General features: G+C 62.5%; 15 protein-coding genes. 7 read left to right on the forward strand and 8 right to left on the reverse strand.

Annotated elements, in window-relative coordinates; translation table 11 throughout:
* Positions 1–24: 24 nt before the first annotated feature.
* The 4 genes from QQL87_RS23240 to QQL87_RS23255 all read right to left on the reverse strand — a co-directional run bounded on the left by QQL87_RS23240 (position 25) and on the right by QQL87_RS23255 (position 2,780).
* Positions 25–261, reverse strand: coding sequence for a hypothetical protein (locus QQL87_RS23240; RefSeq protein ID WP_284421100.1), 237 nt, complete (start codon positions 259–261; stop codon positions 25–27).
* 4 nt (positions 262–265) lie between these two features.
* Entirely contained in the window at positions 266–850 is a 585-nt protein-coding gene (locus tag QQL87_RS23245; protein WP_284421099.1) for a hypothetical protein, read from the reverse strand.
* Between the two features lie 141 nt (positions 851–991).
* The gene (locus QQL87_RS23250; RefSeq protein WP_284421098.1) at positions 992–1,642 is read right to left on the reverse strand and encodes a DNA-3-methyladenine glycosylase; all 651 of its coding nucleotides are present in this window, start codon (positions 1,640–1,642) and stop codon (positions 992–994) included.
* Positions 1,643–1,853: 211 nt separating this feature from the next.
* Positions 1,854–2,780, reverse strand: a complete 927-nt coding sequence (locus tag QQL87_RS23255) for a 3'-5' exonuclease (protein ID WP_284421097.1) — start codon at positions 2,778–2,780, stop codon at positions 1,854–1,856.
* Positions 2,781–3,282: 502 nt separating this feature from the next.
* Between QQL87_RS23255 and QQL87_RS23260 the strand changes: the two genes are divergently transcribed.
* The 5 genes from QQL87_RS23260 to QQL87_RS23280 are packed head-to-tail and all read left to right on the forward strand — an operon-like array spanning position 3,283 to position 8,566.
* Positions 3,283–4,005 (forward strand): thermonuclease family protein, encoded by a 723-nt coding sequence (locus QQL87_RS23260; RefSeq protein WP_284421096.1) that lies wholly within the window; start codon positions 3,283–3,285, stop codon positions 4,003–4,005.
* On the forward strand, positions 4,006–5,472 hold the full coding sequence (locus QQL87_RS23265; RefSeq protein WP_284421095.1) for a hypothetical protein: 1,467 nt from the start codon (positions 4,006–4,008) through the stop codon (positions 5,470–5,472). It abuts the gene before it with no gap.
* 58 nt (positions 5,473–5,530) lie between these two features.
* Complete coding sequence (locus tag QQL87_RS23270; protein WP_284421093.1) at positions 5,531–6,301, forward strand: hypothetical protein; 771 nt, start codon at positions 5,531–5,533, stop codon at positions 6,299–6,301.
* Positions 6,302–6,303: 2 nt separating this feature from the next.
* Positions 6,304–7,320 (forward strand): hypothetical protein, encoded by a 1,017-nt coding sequence (locus QQL87_RS23275; protein ID WP_284421092.1) that lies wholly within the window; start codon positions 6,304–6,306, stop codon positions 7,318–7,320.
* Between the two features lie 19 nt (positions 7,321–7,339).
* Positions 7,340–8,566, forward strand: a complete 1,227-nt coding sequence (locus QQL87_RS23280; RefSeq protein ID WP_284421091.1) for a hypothetical protein — start codon at positions 7,340–7,342, stop codon at positions 8,564–8,566.
* Positions 8,567–8,634: 68 nt separating this feature from the next.
* On the opposite strand, the gene QQL87_RS23285 is transcribed toward QQL87_RS23280, so the two are convergent.
* From QQL87_RS23285 to QQL87_RS23295, 3 genes are read right to left on the reverse strand one after another with little or no spacing between them, the layout of a single operon-like run.
* Complete coding sequence (locus QQL87_RS23285; RefSeq protein ID WP_284421090.1) at positions 8,635–9,369, reverse strand: SOS response-associated peptidase; 735 nt, start codon at positions 9,367–9,369, stop codon at positions 8,635–8,637.
* A gap of 2 nt (positions 9,370–9,371) precedes the next feature.
* Positions 9,372–9,821: a hypothetical protein gene (locus QQL87_RS23290; protein ID WP_284421088.1), complete on the reverse strand. Its 450-nt coding sequence runs from the start codon at positions 9,819–9,821 to the stop codon at positions 9,372–9,374.
* A gap of 7 nt (positions 9,822–9,828) precedes the next feature.
* Positions 9,829–10,233, reverse strand: coding sequence for a hypothetical protein (locus QQL87_RS23295; RefSeq protein ID WP_284421087.1), 405 nt, complete (start codon positions 10,231–10,233; stop codon positions 9,829–9,831).
* Between the two features lie 134 nt (positions 10,234–10,367).
* Here QQL87_RS23295 and QQL87_RS23300 point away from each other — a divergent pair, with 134 nt between their 5' ends.
* Together QQL87_RS23300 and QQL87_RS23305 are read left to right on the forward strand one after the other, a co-directional pair.
* Positions 10,368–11,579: a patatin-like phospholipase family protein gene (locus QQL87_RS23300; protein ID WP_284421085.1), complete on the forward strand. Its 1,212-nt coding sequence runs from the start codon at positions 10,368–10,370 to the stop codon at positions 11,577–11,579.
* Entirely contained in the window at positions 11,576–12,535 is a 960-nt protein-coding gene (locus tag QQL87_RS23305; RefSeq protein ID WP_284421084.1) for a ComEC/Rec2 family competence protein, read from the forward strand. The genes QQL87_RS23300 and QQL87_RS23305 overlap by 4 nt, the downstream gene beginning before the upstream one ends.
* Positions 12,536–12,547: 12 nt before the next feature.
* Here the strand turns inward: QQL87_RS23305 and cap2-3 are convergent, their stop codons facing one another.
* Positions 12,548–14,803 (reverse strand): anti-phage 6A-MBL system cap2_3 protein, encoded by a 2,256-nt coding sequence (gene cap2-3, locus QQL87_RS23310; protein WP_284421083.1) that lies wholly within the window; start codon positions 14,801–14,803, stop codon positions 12,548–12,550.
* Positions 14,804–14,805: the final 2 nt, after the last annotated feature.

The following is a 14,805-nucleotide window of genomic DNA, read 5'->3' on the forward strand; positions in this document are numbered from 1 at the left end:
CCTGGATCGAGGCCGCAGCGTCAATCACGGTGGCTTTGTCCGGGATCTCTCCGACTCCGGCGGCATCAGTTCGAACGTCGTCTGGATTGAATGAACCATGGTCGCGAGGCGTCTGCAGAGACCGTGCTGCGCGTGCTCACGGGTCAGGTCTTCCTTGTATGCGCGCAGGGCGTAAGCCTCCCGGAGCTTGAGCACTGCGCGCGGCAGATCGGCCAAGCCGCTCTGGAGTTTGTCGAGGGCTTCCTGCTTGAAATATCCCACGATCCTACGCCTCCACGTACTCGACCCTGCCCATGGCGTCGACCAGCGCGATCCGAATGCCGGCGGCCGCGCAGCGGGACGCCAGCTTGCGCCCGACCCGTCGAGTCACGTCCGTTGCCGGCATCACGGCGACCGGCCGGGTGCCTGGGGCTTTCATCATGAGGCGTCCGACGATCTCACAAAGCCCCTTGTCCATCTTCGATAGCCGACCTCGATGCCGGGTCTCTATTGTGCCTCCTTTGCACTCGGCTTCGATGGTGACGCCGTTGGCTACCGCGGTGACGTCGCTCAGTCCGGACTGCGGATGGATGACGATTCGACGCCCCCGCGCATCCTCGAAGGTGCCAGCGAACGCGCTGCTGGCTTTCGCGACCCTGCGGAAACCACGCTTTTCGAGCCAGCCGGGGAAGTCGATCTGCCTGGCATGCTGGCCGTCCGGATGAATCCTCACCTCTTGGATGGGCTCGCTTCGGAACAGATGCATGGCATACGCCAGCATGACCGCGCCTTCGTAGAAGTGCCGATCTAGTCGGTCCGGGGAGGCTCCGGCGGTCGGCGGTCGCTCGACGATGAGGTCATCGAAATCCATGGTGACGATCCGGCAACGTGCAATTGCGCTGGAACTCTAGCGCGAATGCGGGAGGCCAGCCAGCAAGCTTGGTCAACGGCGACAGTCCGCGAGGTCCGAAGTTGGCCGTGATGCGGATCCGGTCCTTCACAACGGAGCCCTCTAGAACTTTTCCCTGATCCAGGCCCGATGATCGGGATGTCCCCAGCGCCAGAGCAGTTGCTCGTCCTGGGTGACCCTGACCCTTGGCCCGTTGAGCAGATCGACGAAGGGCTCCAGTGGGCGCAGCAGGCGGAAGGGGCGTTTGAGGAGGGAGGCTCCATCGAGCACGCGATCGAAGCCCATCGCCTCGCCCAGCTTGAACGGTCCGTCGCAGAGCTTCTTTTCGTATCCCTGGGCACGGGCCTTCACGCCCCGGTCGGCGTCGGGCGCCCGACTGCGGCGCTCGGCCATGACGTTGATCCCGATGAGGGGGAGACCTGCCCGGAGGAGGACGGTGCTCCCCGGGACCGCCTCTCCGCAGACGATGTCCATGGCCCACATGTCGCGGCTGCCATGGATGCGCGCGGTCCCGTGCGGCGTCAGGACCTTCGCTCCCCTATTGCGGCGCGACTGGTTGTCGGGGTGAAGGTGGGATGCGCGGTCGTTGCCTCCACCGTAGGCCTCGACGTCGATCAGCATGACCGCGGTCTCCAGATCCCGGTGGCAGAAGTGCAGCACGCATCCGATCAGGCGCGGCGCCACCTCGTCGGCGGGCGGCGCGAAAAAGGCCTCGTCGACTTCGACGTACATCCTTCCAAAAAACTCGCTCATCGAAATTCCTTTCCCAGCAAAAGCGGCTGCGCGAGATGCGCGGTGCCGATGCGCAGGAAAGTATTCGCCATATCCGAGATCTTCCTGTGGTCTTGATCGGGTTTCCTGCCAGATCTCGGAATGAACGTCCTCTGAGACAAGATTGACGGGGACCACGTGCTGCGCGGGGAGAGAAGAGCCAGCATGTGCCGGCCCCGCGATGGCCGGCGCGTCAGACTCTTGCGGAGAAGCGCTCGAAGGCGGTCAGGCGCTGCAGCCGCGGCTCGACGTGTCGGAGATAGACCTCCGACCTGAGAAAGCTGATCTCGGCCTCGATCGCGCCCTCGTCGACATCGATGTACCAGGACTTCGGCCGCCCGTCCGTGCCGTCGGACCACCGATAGCCGCGCTTCTTCAGGGCGTCCTTGAGCTCGAACGGGGACTGCTGCGCCCAGACGCGGGTCGTCGCTTTCCGCGCCGTCTGCAGCAGGGCTGCGAGCGCCGGCGCGCCGGTCGTCGGGAGGACGAAGTCCAGGACCTCGAGCAGGGCGTGGCAGTCGTCGACGGCCCGGTGGGCTTGGTGGAAGAACCCAGCCCCGTTCAGCAGGTAGCCCAGCTGCGCGCCGGCGAAGCCGTGGGAGCGCCAGTCGACCTCGGTCGCGCTGCACCCCCAGGCGATCCGCTCGAATACAGGCCAGTAGCGCTCGGCGAACCGGCGGTCGAAGGCGGCGTTGTGGGCGATGACGATGACCGCGCCGGTGACGAACGCCGACACCGCGTCCGGTTCGATCCGCTGTCCGGCGACCATCTCGTCGGTGATGCCGGTGAGCCCAGTCACCTCGGGCGAGATGGGGCCGGACGGCTCGTTGAAGGCGGAGAAGACGTCCCTAAGACGGACGATACGGCCGTCCGAGGTGTAGTCGAACGAAACCATTCCGAGCTCGATGATCTCGTCCCGGGAGTGGTCGAGGCCGGTGGTCTCGGTGTCCAGCAGGATGGCGGTCCGGACCTCCTGGCCGACCACTGGCGTGGACGGCATACGGGGCACCAGCCGGCGCAGCACCCGGTAGTCGGGCGATCGGGAGAGGGTCTCGGCCATGGTGGCCAAGTCGGCTTCGTCGGGCAGGGGAGCTCGGGAGAATCGGAGCGCGGCGGTCATCGGGCGCGAGCATACCTATGGAGCCAGCCATGAGGTATGGAGAATTCAAGCGATTCACGGCGATTTCGGCATCTCTCGCGGTTGCCGGAGCCGGTGCAGGGCAGCTGTGCGGATGAGGCCCTAGCTTATTGGCCCCCTGACGCAGCGACACCGCACGTAGCCAAAGAGAACCGCCGGTGCTTTCATCCCGAAAGAGCCTGACCGGCGGTTATCCTCCTTCGGAGCTAGGGGGACCTCGAGAAGCGGTTCGAAGCCGAGGAGAAGCCAGGGTAGAGCGAACGTAAAAAGCTCAGCGAAGCGCTGCGCCAGTCGAGGGATTGGGTCTCCACGCCTTAGTCCCGACGGCCCTAGGGCAACATTCGTCAAGCAGCCGATCATGAGCCGAATTAACTATGACAGCGGGCACCGTGACCGACAGAGTGTGGCTTTCTAGTCCTCGCGAGGAAAGTGTAATAGACTGTTAACTATCGATTTTTTCAATCAGATTTGAGTGCGGTGCAGTATGCGCGCTGCTGTTGTCATCTCATGCTGCTTTTTGGCTCTCTCTTCCGCAATTGCGCGAGAGGTAAAGGGCGTTCCGCAAATCGTCGACGCGGACACCGTTTACGAAGGGACCATCAAGATTCGACTCCTTGGGATCGACGCGCCTGAGACGGACCAGGTTTGCCTGGACGCGGGTGGTAAGGCTTGGGATTGCGGCATCGCAGCCCGAGAACAGCTGAGAGCCTTTGCGCGCGAGCAATCCTGGAACTGCGAACTGACCGGCCAGGACGTCTATAGGCGGCATCTTGGGTCCTGCACAGTTTCAGGTCAGGATGTCTCACGTTGGTTAGTGAGAAACGGCTGGGCGCTAGCGTTTCGACGCTACTCAACCGCTTATGTTGCGGACGAAGATTTCGCCCGAGAACAGCAGCGCGGGCTCTGGAGCGGGGCTTTTGTGGCTCCCTGGGAGTGGAGGCATCGCAGCAACAATACCGTGATCCTTGGCGCGATCGCCGTACCCGTGCAGGCGCAACGGATACTGACGGCGCCGGCTACTGTGGCCGAACCGCCTTCGCCCGCTTGTGTCATCAAGGGCAATCTAAAAGGTGCTCATGAATGCATCTATCACGTGCCCGGAGGCCGGTTCTACGATCGGCTGTCGATGGATCGAAGCTCGTCTCGTCGTTGGTTTTGCTCAGTAGCGGATGCTGAAGCCGCTGGCTGTCGCAAGTCCAAGCTCTAGATGCCGATTGAGATCTTTATGAAACCCACCGGCACACGTCAGTCAGCGCTCGCGCGCATTTTGGGTCTCCTGAGCCAACCCGTTCATCACTATCAGCCGGCGACGAACATCTTTCTCGATCTCAATGTCGACCGCATAGCCGATGAGCTCCAGCTTGTCGAACACGGGAGAGAACGAGGATCGCAAAACCATCCTGCTTCAGATGTGCAGACGCTTGACGATATCGAGCATCAGATCATTGAAAGAATTGAGAGGCACAAGCAGGACTCCCACTCGATATACCTTGATCACCTGCACACCTATGATGAGCGCGTCACGGCACTCAGCTTTGAGGAGCGCTTCGCGACTATTCAGCAGGCCGCACCTGAGGCCGTAGGTGATTTCAGGGCCGAGGCGACCGTCGGCCGCGATGAGCTGTTTGCCTTACGGCGTCGGCTCAACGAATCTGAAATCGAACGGGAGCGCTTTCGCACCCGCCATCAGATAGAACGGCCCGCCAGGCTAGCTAGCCCGGGGAAGGTTATTCTGAAGATCGGCATCCTAGCAATCCTGTTCGTTATCGAGGTGGTGGTGAATGGCAGCTTTCTTGCCAATGCAAATATAGGCGGTCTGCTAGGAGGATTGGTCCAGGCGGTGGTATTCGCTGCCTTGAACATCGTTTCGAGCTTCCTCTGCGGTATGGTGCTTATACGTCTGGTCAATCAGCGAAGTTACTTCCTTAAGCTGCTCGGCGTCTTATCGTGTGTCGGCTATCTTGCTTTTGCTGTCGTACTGAACTTGACCCTTGCCCACCTGCGCGAGATTCCACCAACTATCAGCGGCGACGTCGGCCAAGAGGTCCTCCACCGTCTCCAAACCGCACCGTATATGCTCATAGACATAAATTCGTGGGTATTCTTCAGCGTCGGCTTTATTTTTTCTCTGGTCGCGATGGCCGACGGCTTGATGTTCTTTGACCCCTACATGGGATATGCTGGCCTAGAACGTCGATGGCTAGACGCGAACAAACAATTTTCACGCGTCCGGAGTGAATTAATCGATCGACTACGCGACATTCGCGAGGACTGTACCGACGCCATGAACAATGCGGCGAGGGACCTCTCCGTTCGACGTGGGGAATACGATTCGCTGCTTCAAGGTAGGGGACGCCTCGCCCAACGCTTTACTCAGCATCAGAACCAGACAGAGCAGGCTGGCCGTGCCTTGCTTGAGATCTATCGTGAAGCCAACCGACGGGCACGTTCTACACCGCCGCCGAGCACCTTTTCGCGCAGCTATACTATGGAGCGCATCATCTACGCTGGCGGTGAACCGGATTCGACGGCCAGGGAACACCTGCGGAAGATGATCGCCGAAACCCAGGAGCTTCTGAACCAGCAGATCAAAGCCATTCATGAGGCCTTCGACGATGCCGTGAAGACTTATCGTGAGATCGACGAGCTGCTGCCGGAGAAGAAGAGTGGCTAAGAGGCGCCCCAAACGGCAAAGCGCGTCCGGCGTCGGTTGGGCCGGCATCGGGGGGGTCTTGCTGATTCTGGTCGCAATCGCATGTGGCGCTGCCCTAGCTTATTTTTATCTATCGACACCCAAGCGACCCGCCCTCGATGCGCAAAGCCTGTGCCCCCTTGATGGTCCGCACGGTATCAACGTGGTCTTGGTCGACACGTCCGACGACTTGCCGGAGGCGACGCGGCAGGAGGTGCAAGTGATCCTTGACGACCTAGTCGCTACTCTTCCCCCGTTTTACAGGCTCGATATCCGGGTACTCGACATCGTACGCGGCCGCAGTCGCTCGTTGTTTTCAAAGTGCAATCCGGGTGACGGTGCCGGCCTCAGCGAATGGACCGACAATCCCAGAATTGCTCGGCTGCGTTGGATAGAGAACTTTCGTAAGCCGGCATCTGAGGCAGTGAAGAACAGCATAGCCTCGGCAAAAGCAGCCAGTTCACCGCTCATGGCAGCGATCCAAGAGATTGCCATTGATGAGTTTTCGGGTGCGGCCAATCAGAATGCAAGGAAAGCTCTGATAGTGATTTCCGACATGATCGAGTACACGCGAGATTATAGCCAGTACCCGTCTGCCGGTGATCTTACGTTCCAGCGCTACAAGCAATCACCAGCCTACATGAAGTATCGCACCGAACTGCATGGCGCTGCAGTATCAATCCGGTATGTCACGCGCCAACCGAAGGGTCAGCCCCTGCTCAATGACGTCAAACACGCCGAATTCTGGATTCAATGGATGAAGGATAATGGCGCGTCCTCCGTTGACGTCAAACGACTGCAAGGAGCCTAGGCGTGGCTGTTCAAGACAACCTTCGAATTACACCTGGTTTGGCCAGCGGCCTGCTATTCTTCTCGGTGGTGGCGCTAGGTAGTACTTATATTGCTATTTCGAAGATGAATGGCTGGCCGGCGCTATACGTCACTTCTGTTCCAGTTCTGATCATGATCGGATACGCTCTCATCCTAGGAATCGCACGGCTCTTTCGTCTGCGAGACGACCAGTCAGGCGATAATCTCTATTACATGGGATTCCTATTCACGCTGACGAGCCTTGCGGTCTCGCTTTATCAATTCAGGGCTGAGGGGGCCGCCGAGCAGATCGTTCAGAACTTTGGTATTGCCATCGCGTCGACGATCGCCGGTATCACACTTCGTATCTTCTTCAATCAGATGCGGCGAGATCCGATTGAGGTGGAAGCGACCGCCCGACTGGAGTTGGCAGATGCTTCGCGAAAAGTGAAGCGTGAGCTTGAAAGCACGGTTCTGGAATTTGGGTATTTCCGACGCATGACTCAGCAGTCGATTACAGAGGCGTTGGACGAGATAAACGAAACGCTAGGCTCTGCGAGCGATAAACTCGCGACGGAGATCCGGACGTTCGCGCAAACGGCCGGAAAGCCTCTCGAAGAAGTCTCCCAGAAGTCTGGTAAAACTCTCGATGCCCTTAACGAAAAGGTTGTCGATACTCTCGAAACGGTTTCGGCCCGTCTGGTAAAGGAGTCCGATCAGCTTTCGCGAAGTACGGCTAGTATCGTAAAGGCGATTGATGGCCTCGCGGCCAAGCTTGCATCGATGCAAACGCCTGAGCAGATCATTGAGATAAAGCTAGCGCCGGTCATTTCCGGGCTAACAAAGGCGATCAACTCTTTCAGTAAGAGTGCCGAGGTTCAAGCCAAGACGATTGATTCGAGCCTCCGCCAAACGCAGGCCATGGGTGCCGCTATTGATCGCCTCATACAGACTGTTCAGGCTGCAGAGGCTGCGCGCCCAGCCGATGGGCCTTGGGGGCCCAGCAATCAAGCGCCCTAGCCGTTGAAAGGTTACAGGCATGGCTATCGAAGGAGAGATCATTCAGCAGCGCTCGTCGTATCGACAGGGCCTTGTGCTCGGACTGACGATGGCGGAAATCATGCTGCTGTTGATATTCTGTCTCCTCATCGCGATGGCCACCTTCTTGAAGCGCGAACAAGACAAGCGCGTAGCTGCCGAGCAGCAGTTGCAGCGGCAAGTCGCGCAGAGCCAGAGTGATCGAGACGTTGTGGCTTCGCTACGGGAGAATACAGCGGTCGCGGAAAAGCTTAAGAACCTTCCTGGCCTCACCGATCCCGCAGAGATCGATAAGTATTGGCGGGAGCTGGTCGACAGTCAAACGGCGATGGCCGATCTTGAGCGGAGTGGGGTATCGATCAAGGAGATTCGAAGCCGTATCGCCGATCTGGAGAAGCTCAAAACAAGCGGCTTAGATATCGAAAAGGCTCTCAAGAATGCCGAGACAGTCAACGCAATTAATCGGGCTATGTCAAAGCCAGGTGAGCCTCCACCCTCGACGACTGCGATTCTGGAGAAACTCGAACGTCGATCGGCCGAGATCCCCGGAGCAGGGCCGAGTGGCCACCAGTGGCCGCCGATCATTACGCTGAGTGACGCAGCGGGTTATTCATTCAAGAGCGGCAGCGCGGAGCTTTCACAGAAGCTGCTGGATGCGCTTACCAGCAAAACGCCTGAGGAGATATTGGCATACATTAAAAAGTATGACGTGGATGTTATTGAAGTCGTTGGCCACACCGACGAACAGCCACTTGGCGTTCGGCCAACGAATTTGGACCGCGATCTCCCTTCGGTCCTCAAAGGCACCTCAAACATTTCAACGTTGGTTCCTGCCGACAACGCGGGCCTTGGGCTGGCGAGGGCGGTTTCTGTTGTAAGCGTGCTCCGACAGAGCCAACTGCTGGCGCCGTACAAGCTCTTACCACTATCGGGCGCCCAATTGGTCAACACGGACGAGACGTTGTCAATTGAAGGGGCTCCACGTGATGATCCGCAGCGCCGGCGCATAGAGATCCGATTGCGGAAATCGGTGCCTCGAGAGATAACGTCAACGATTCCGGTTGAGCCAGCCATTACAACGCCAGTGCCCATGCCAAGGTCTAAGCCTGTTCAGAAGCCGCAACCTCTGTCGCTTACACCGGCACCTAAGTCGGTCCAAGCTCCCTTGTGGACACCATCACTTCATCCGGACGAATCCTCCGCCCGCCGGCTTGTTCCGGGCGGTTAGCGTCCAGCAGGGATTCGCAATCGGTGGAGCTCGAGTTTGCCCACGTGTTTAGCGCTCCCCAAAGACCGCTAGCCCGACGGCGACGCATCCTCTTTCGGACCGGTCGCCACGATCCGTAGCACCCCATCCGGCAACGGCCGCTGCAGCGCCTTGGCCTCGTCCCAGGGCGCGCGCATCCAGACGTCGTATTCCTCTGCCGTCGTCAGGATCGCCGGCATCGCTTTCGGGTGGACGCGGCCGACCTCGGCGTTCGGCTCGCAGGTCAGGAAGCCGTAGACGTCGATCGTGACCTCGCCCTCCTTGGCCTTGCGGACGGACGTCCAGTTCGCCCAGAGTCCCGCGAACGCCGCCAGCGGACGGCTTTCGTCGAGTGCGAACCAGACCGGCACCTTCTTGCCGTCGATGGTGTCGTACTCGGAGAACGAGGTGAACGGGACCAGGCAGCGGTGGTCGGGACCGAGCCAGCGCTTCCAGTGGGCGCTGGTGACGTTCCTGATGTTGGTCGTCCCGCTGTCCGGCTCCAGGCGCAGCAGCTCCTTGAAATCCACCGCCTTGCCCTTGGCCTCGAGCTTCTCGGCCCGCCTCCTGGTGGCGTCCATGATCGCCTTGGCGGAGGACGGCATGCCCCACCTGGCCATCGCAAGCTCAAGCCCGACGGCCGAGTTGCGAACAATCGGCGCCGGGTAATCCGGGAAGATGCTCGGCATGGAAGGAAGGTTGCCCGTGTGATCGTTCCCGGGCTGCACTCCGAACAGTCGCCGGATCGCGTCGGCGTTCTTGGTCATCGAGTAGAGGTTGCACATCGTCAGGTCTCCGGAGCGGCCTGGCGGGGGCGCTGCGCCAACTGTAGCAAGGTCGCCTGCGGCCGGCGATTGGCCTTGGCGCACCTGCTGCACCTGAGCCGGCCGGCGAGGTCGTGGATGAAGGTCGTCGGCGGGCGGCGCAGGGCGGCCAAGTCGACGTCCCGCCGGGCCTTGCAGCGCGAGCACTCGATCTCCAGCCTGGGGTAGCCACCGTTGACCGCCTGGTCGATCGCCGGCGACGGGTCCACCGGGCCGCCGTTCGCCCACATCCGCTCATTCCAGCTCTCACATAGCAGCCTGTCCGCCTTCCGGATCAGGGCCTCGCCCTGGGCCCTGGCCTCGGCGGCTTGCTCGGCGAGGATGGTCGTCATCGCCCGCGCCCGGCCGAGCTCCTTGGCAAAAGCCTTGCGGTCGCCCCCAGAGAGCGGCGTCGGGTGGTGCTTGGGCGCCATCCGGTGATCAGTCGAACGACGGCCAGCAACCGTCTTCTTCGTAGCGGCCGGTCCGCTGCGTGCAGGTGTCGTTGAGCAGGCGCTGGGAGAGGTCCTGCCAGGTCGTCTCCGGACCGTAAAGGCGGACAGCGTCAGCCTTCTGGATCTCCAGAGTCCTGCCGCAGCGTCGGCACTCTACGCGCAGCACGTGATCACGCACCTGCCGAAGCCGCAGCAGGCGCTCTTGGGCGGCGGAGCCTATCGGCCTCTCGTCGGCGCCGGCGGTCGTCAGCAGCGCTTGCCAGTATTCTTCAGGCAAGCTGTCGTCTGGAGCCAGTCCGCGCGCTGGAGCCGCGTTCCTGCCGACGGCAGCGGCCATCTTCTCCAAATGGGCTCTGGTTGGCATGCGCCAGGAGGCGGGGCAATCGGTCATGTCCGATTAGAACATAACAAGAACAAAGGAGTCCAGCCTGTCATGTCCGCATAGGCAGATTGCCGCGCCTAACTGGGTATCGACCGTGCGAACCGGGAAGGGGTTCCGCCGGCTAAGCCTGGTGGGGGCAGCGCGTGGAAGGAACCGAGACCGGAGAAGCGACGACATCGAACCCTCAGAACGGGGGCGCACCGCGCATCGGCCTTGCCCTGTCGGGCGGCGGCGTCCGGGCCGCCACATTCCATATTGGGGCGTTGAAGCGCCTAGCGGTAGAGGGGCTGCTGGAGCAGGTGTCGGTCATCTCGACGGTCTCCGGCGGCAGCCTGGTAACCGCGGCCATCTTGGCGGAATCCGGGTTGGCGTGGCCTTCCTCAACGGAGTTCCTGACCAAAGTCTACCCGGCCGTCCGAGCCAGGATGACGTCCTGCGATCTATTCAGTCTTGCCGCCATCGGCTGGCGCGGACTTCTCGACTTCAACGTCGATCTGATCCGCGACCGCGCATCGGTGCTTGCTCGGCTCCTGCAGCGGAACTGGGGCATTTCAGGCATGCTCGCGGACCTGCCTGACGCACCGCACTGGCTCATCAACGCCACCTGCATCGAGACGGGCAGGAACTGGCGTTTCGCCAAGCGGGAGATGGGCGACTGGAATTTCGGCCGCCACTACGCGCCGGAGGTGCCGCTGGCTGTCGCCGCCGCAGCGTCCGCCGCGGTCCCATACGTCATCGGCGCGGTCAATCTACCGCTACCACCGGCAGGGTGGTGGGAGACCGATCCTGCCACAGGCAAGCAGGTGCGCACACGTGCCCCGTCACGGGACCGGGTGCGGCTGTGGGACGGCGGCGCTTACGACAACATGGGCCTCGAAGCGGTCACCAAGCCGGGAAAGGGTTTGCGCCATTGCGACTTCCTGATCTGCAGCGATGCGTCGGGTCCGCTGCGGCCCCCGGGTAGGTCGCAGCTGGCGGCGCTGCTCGGCGGCAGGCTGTCAAGCCCGCGCCTGTTCGACATCGCCGGCGACCAGATACGCGCGCTCCGCTCACGGGTGCTGATCGCGGACATCGCGTCCGGCACCGTCGACGGCGTGCTGCTGCGGATGGGCAACTCGGTGCGCGCGGTGGACGTCAAGAACGGTCTCGGTCGACCGGTCGGCTTCTACGACCGATTCCAGACCGACGAGCAGGCGGCCACGGCGCTCCAGTATCCCACCGACCTCAGGGCGCTCTCCCCTACGGGATTTGATGCTCTCGCCCGGCACGGATTCGAGGTCGCCGATGCGACGCTGACCACTTACGTCGCCTCGCGGTTCCGGACGTCGCACTTCTGGGAGGACCACCATTCATGAGAAGCATCCGCACGCGCTTCCGCGCCTACCACCTGGGATCCGCGGGATCGTCGTTCTCCTACTTCGCCGATGGGCATTTCACGATGATCGAGGCCCGCCTGACGGAGGAGAGCCGCGCGCAGGTCGAGCATGAGATGACAGTGAGGTGCGGCGTCGACCACGCCGACGTCCTGCACATCACCAGTTGGGACGCCGATCACTGCAACAAGCACGAACTTCTTGACCTGCTGAACCTGATACGGCCGATGAAGATTGAGTGTCCCGGCTACGATCCGTACAAGGACTCCGGCCATGGCGAAGAATGCCTGGAGATGATCGCCGAATACCGGTCGAGGCGACGCAACACCGGCGCGACGCCGATCATAAGGCACATCACGCCGCAGTACATCCGGGGCCTTGAGCCGGCCTCGGCGAAGGCGTTCCGGGACACGCTCTACAACCCGGTGCAGATCTTCGAGAATGCGAACGACAACTCTACGGTCAAGCTCTTCCGCAAAGGTAGCTTCAACGTCCTCAGCCTCGGCGACGTCATGTCGCCGATCATCGGCGCCAGACTCCGGCGCCAGCGCGTGCTGAGGAGCGAGGTCGACGTGATGATCCTCGCGCATCACGGCGCCGACAACGGTTTCACCACCAAGAAATTCCTCAACCACATCGAACCGGACGTGGCGATCTGCTCTTCGGACTACGACAACATGTACGACCATCCCCGCCAGGAGATCCGCGACCTGCTGCACGAACAGGGAATCCACCTGAAGACCACGAAGACCGGCGACGTCATCGTGCGCTCGACGGGGGACCACACTGGCGGCTACGAAGTGATCAACCTCATCGGGCGGTCGACCAAGGAATCGTCGCGCGTCGAAGGCCTGTTCTCCAAGAAGAGCGGCATCCTTGATGCCAACGGCGACACGCTCCGCCAGCGCTACGGCGCCAAGCGGACATGGCCGCGCTGACCGCCGCTGGCGCTATCGCGACATGTCCGCCTTGAGGGATTCCAGCGTCGTGCCCATGCAGACGCGGATGCCCTCGTCGCCGACGATGATCATCAGAGCGGGACATCCGTCAGACGCGAGGCTGTCGGTCAGCCAGGCGATCTGCGCGACGTCGAGCGCGCTGGGGTCGGTGGATTGATGGCGCGGGTGCGAGTGCCATTCGCCGACGTACCTGATCTGGTCGAGCGTCCGCTCCATCGCGGCGAAGACGCGCCGCCCGAGACCGCCCGTTCCCCTCTCGAAGAGGGCGAGCGATCCGCGGCTGTCCGGCGGTTGGTCCCAGGCGTCAACGACGTCAATGCGTTTCGCGGCGATGTCGACCACACCCATCAGCACGCCGCCGGTCTCGACGGGAAGTCTTTCCGCACGCATGCTCCGAAGCCGTCGCTCCACCTCCGGATCGAGCACGATCTGCCAGAGCGACGCGTGGCGGAGCGGCGGCTCCACGCGTCTGGTGACGACACCGACGGCGCCGTCCTCGGCGAGCGACCAGATCTGGACGACCGCTTCGTCCCGGTCGATGGCCTTCGACAGGCCCGTGGCCGCCAGCCCACTAAGGGTGATCGCCCTTGCCGCGGGAATGCGGTTCGTCACCGAGCGGCAGGCGCCAGCGTAGGGTATCGCGTCAGCCGACTGGGAAAGGTGGTTGGCGAGTTCGTCCCTCGCCAGGATCTCCGCGTAGTACGCGGCTTCAAGCGCCCGCAGGTCGACGTCGCCGGCGCGGTCCTGGATCAGCAGCACGGCGGCAGTGCCGGCCGGATTAAAGAACGCGCTGGCGCGGCGCGCGTCCGTCTCCAGATCCGAGATCGCGCGCGCGACCGGAACGGAGGCCGAGGTGTCGATGATGACGTCTGCGGCGGCGAGCGCGTCGGTCAAGTCGGCGTCGTGCGGTTCGAGGAGGTCGGCGACGATCGCCTTACACGCGATGCCGGACCGCAGCGTGCCGATCCTCGCTGCGAGGTGGTCCGCCTTGAAGGCGCCGGACGACTGAAGCGTCAGCGTGTGCCGCGCCAGGTTGTGCGGCAGCAGGTAGTCCTTGTCGACGACGGTCCAGGAGAAGCGCCCTTCGCGAACGAGCGCCTCGGAGAGGTTCGATCCGATGGATCCGGCTCCGACCATCAGGGCCTTGCGGTGGTCGGGGGCACCGAGGCCGGACATCGTCGCCGCCGTGCGCGCGTCAAATTTCCCGTGCGCGATCGCGGTGTGGAGCAAGATCGTCGCAAGACCGTGGGCGCCCGTGACGGCCGGCACGATCTGTCGGACGAATCCTTGCCGGTCTCCCACGTCCGAGCGGTTCTCGAGCAGGCGGCCCATCGCCACGCCGACCTCGCCGAGAGACTGGTCCGTCACGAAGGCCAGATTGTCCGTGCGTGTCGTTTCTCCTGACGCCGGGTCGATCACCGGCACCTTCAGCACGACGGCCAGTCTCGACGCGAGGCGGAAGGCGTCGCGCCGCTGGACGCCGGCCCATCCGTCGATCCTGGCGCCGAGATCCGCGACGAGGTCGATGCCGTGTCCGCGCAGTTCGGCCGCTAATCCTTCCAGCGTGGTCGGCACGTGCCGCAGCCGCCGCATCTGCTGCGGCGGGATCGCGTAGGAGGTCATGACGATCCCGCCGACGGAGACGGACCCGTGGCGCTCTGGTGAGTACGTCTCCGCGATGATCACGGGATGCCGCTTGCCCGACTGAATGAAGCCGACGAGATCGGTGTCGTCGGCCGCAAACGCGGGCAGGATGATCTCGAAGGTCGCGCCGGTGAAGTAGGGGTCCGGCGCCCGGCCAGCTTCGTGGAGTTCTCCCATCCCGGCTAGCTTGAACCAATTCAGGATGCGGTACAGCAGGCCTCCCGCGGTGTAGGTCAGCCTCGCCTCCACCCACGGCCGGTCGTCGACGCACAAGCAGGCGGGGATATGCTCTGGCACCCAGTTCTGATGGGGCGTGTCCGGGAAACCGGCCCGCAGCGCCAGCACGATCGGCGGTGCGCTTTCATGCGGAAACAGGATCGCGACCGGTTCGGTCCGGTCAAGCGGGTACGCGGGCCGTTGCGGGCGGCCCGTCCGGACGTCGAGCACAAGCACTTCGGCCTGTCCGGACCGGCGGGCTCCGCGGATCTCGGCGACGCCGGCACCGTCGGTCGACAGGAGGCGGATCAGCTGCGAGGCGAGCGGGATCCGCAGATCGAGCGGATCGCACTCCTCGCCCCACAGATCGAGCCACGGGTGCAGCATGG

The sequence above is a fragment of the Bradyrhizobium sp. SSBR45G genome, assembly GCF_030159255.1.
Lineage (GTDB): Bacteria > Pseudomonadota > Alphaproteobacteria > Rhizobiales > Xanthobacteraceae > Bradyrhizobium.

Coding starts and splice junctions, on each gene's coding strand:
- QQL87_RS23290 (WP_284421088.1), bottom strand. CDS start 9,821: ATGGCGCCCAAGCACCACCCGACGCCGCTCTCTGGGGGCGACCGCAAG.
- QQL87_RS23245 (WP_284421099.1), bottom strand. CDS start 850: ATGGATTTCGATGACCTCATCGTCGAGCGACCGCCGACCGCCGGAGCC.
- cap2-3 (WP_284421083.1), bottom strand. CDS start 14,803: ATGCTGCACCCGTGGCTCGATCTGTGGGGCGAGGAGTGCGATCCGCTC.
- QQL87_RS23305 (WP_284421084.1), top strand. CDS start 11,576: ATGAGAAGCATCCGCACGCGCTTCCGCGCCTACCACCTGGGATCCGCG.
- QQL87_RS23285 (WP_284421090.1), bottom strand. CDS start 9,369: ATGTGCAACCTCTACTCGATGACCAAGAACGCCGACGCGATCCGGCGA.
- QQL87_RS23265 (WP_284421095.1), top strand. CDS start 4,006: ATGCCGATTGAGATCTTTATGAAACCCACCGGCACACGTCAGTCAGCG.
- QQL87_RS23280 (WP_284421091.1), top strand. CDS start 7,340: ATGGCTATCGAAGGAGAGATCATTCAGCAGCGCTCGTCGTATCGACAG.
- QQL87_RS23295 (WP_284421087.1), bottom strand. CDS start 10,233: ATGACCGATTGCCCCGCCTCCTGGCGCATGCCAACCAGAGCCCATTTG.
- QQL87_RS23260 (WP_284421096.1), top strand. CDS start 3,283: ATGCGCGCTGCTGTTGTCATCTCATGCTGCTTTTTGGCTCTCTCTTCC.
- QQL87_RS23250 (WP_284421098.1), bottom strand. CDS start 1,642: ATGAGCGAGTTTTTTGGAAGGATGTACGTCGAAGTCGACGAGGCCTTT.
- QQL87_RS23255 (WP_284421097.1), bottom strand. CDS start 2,780: ATGACCGCCGCGCTCCGATTCTCCCGAGCTCCCCTGCCCGACGAAGCC.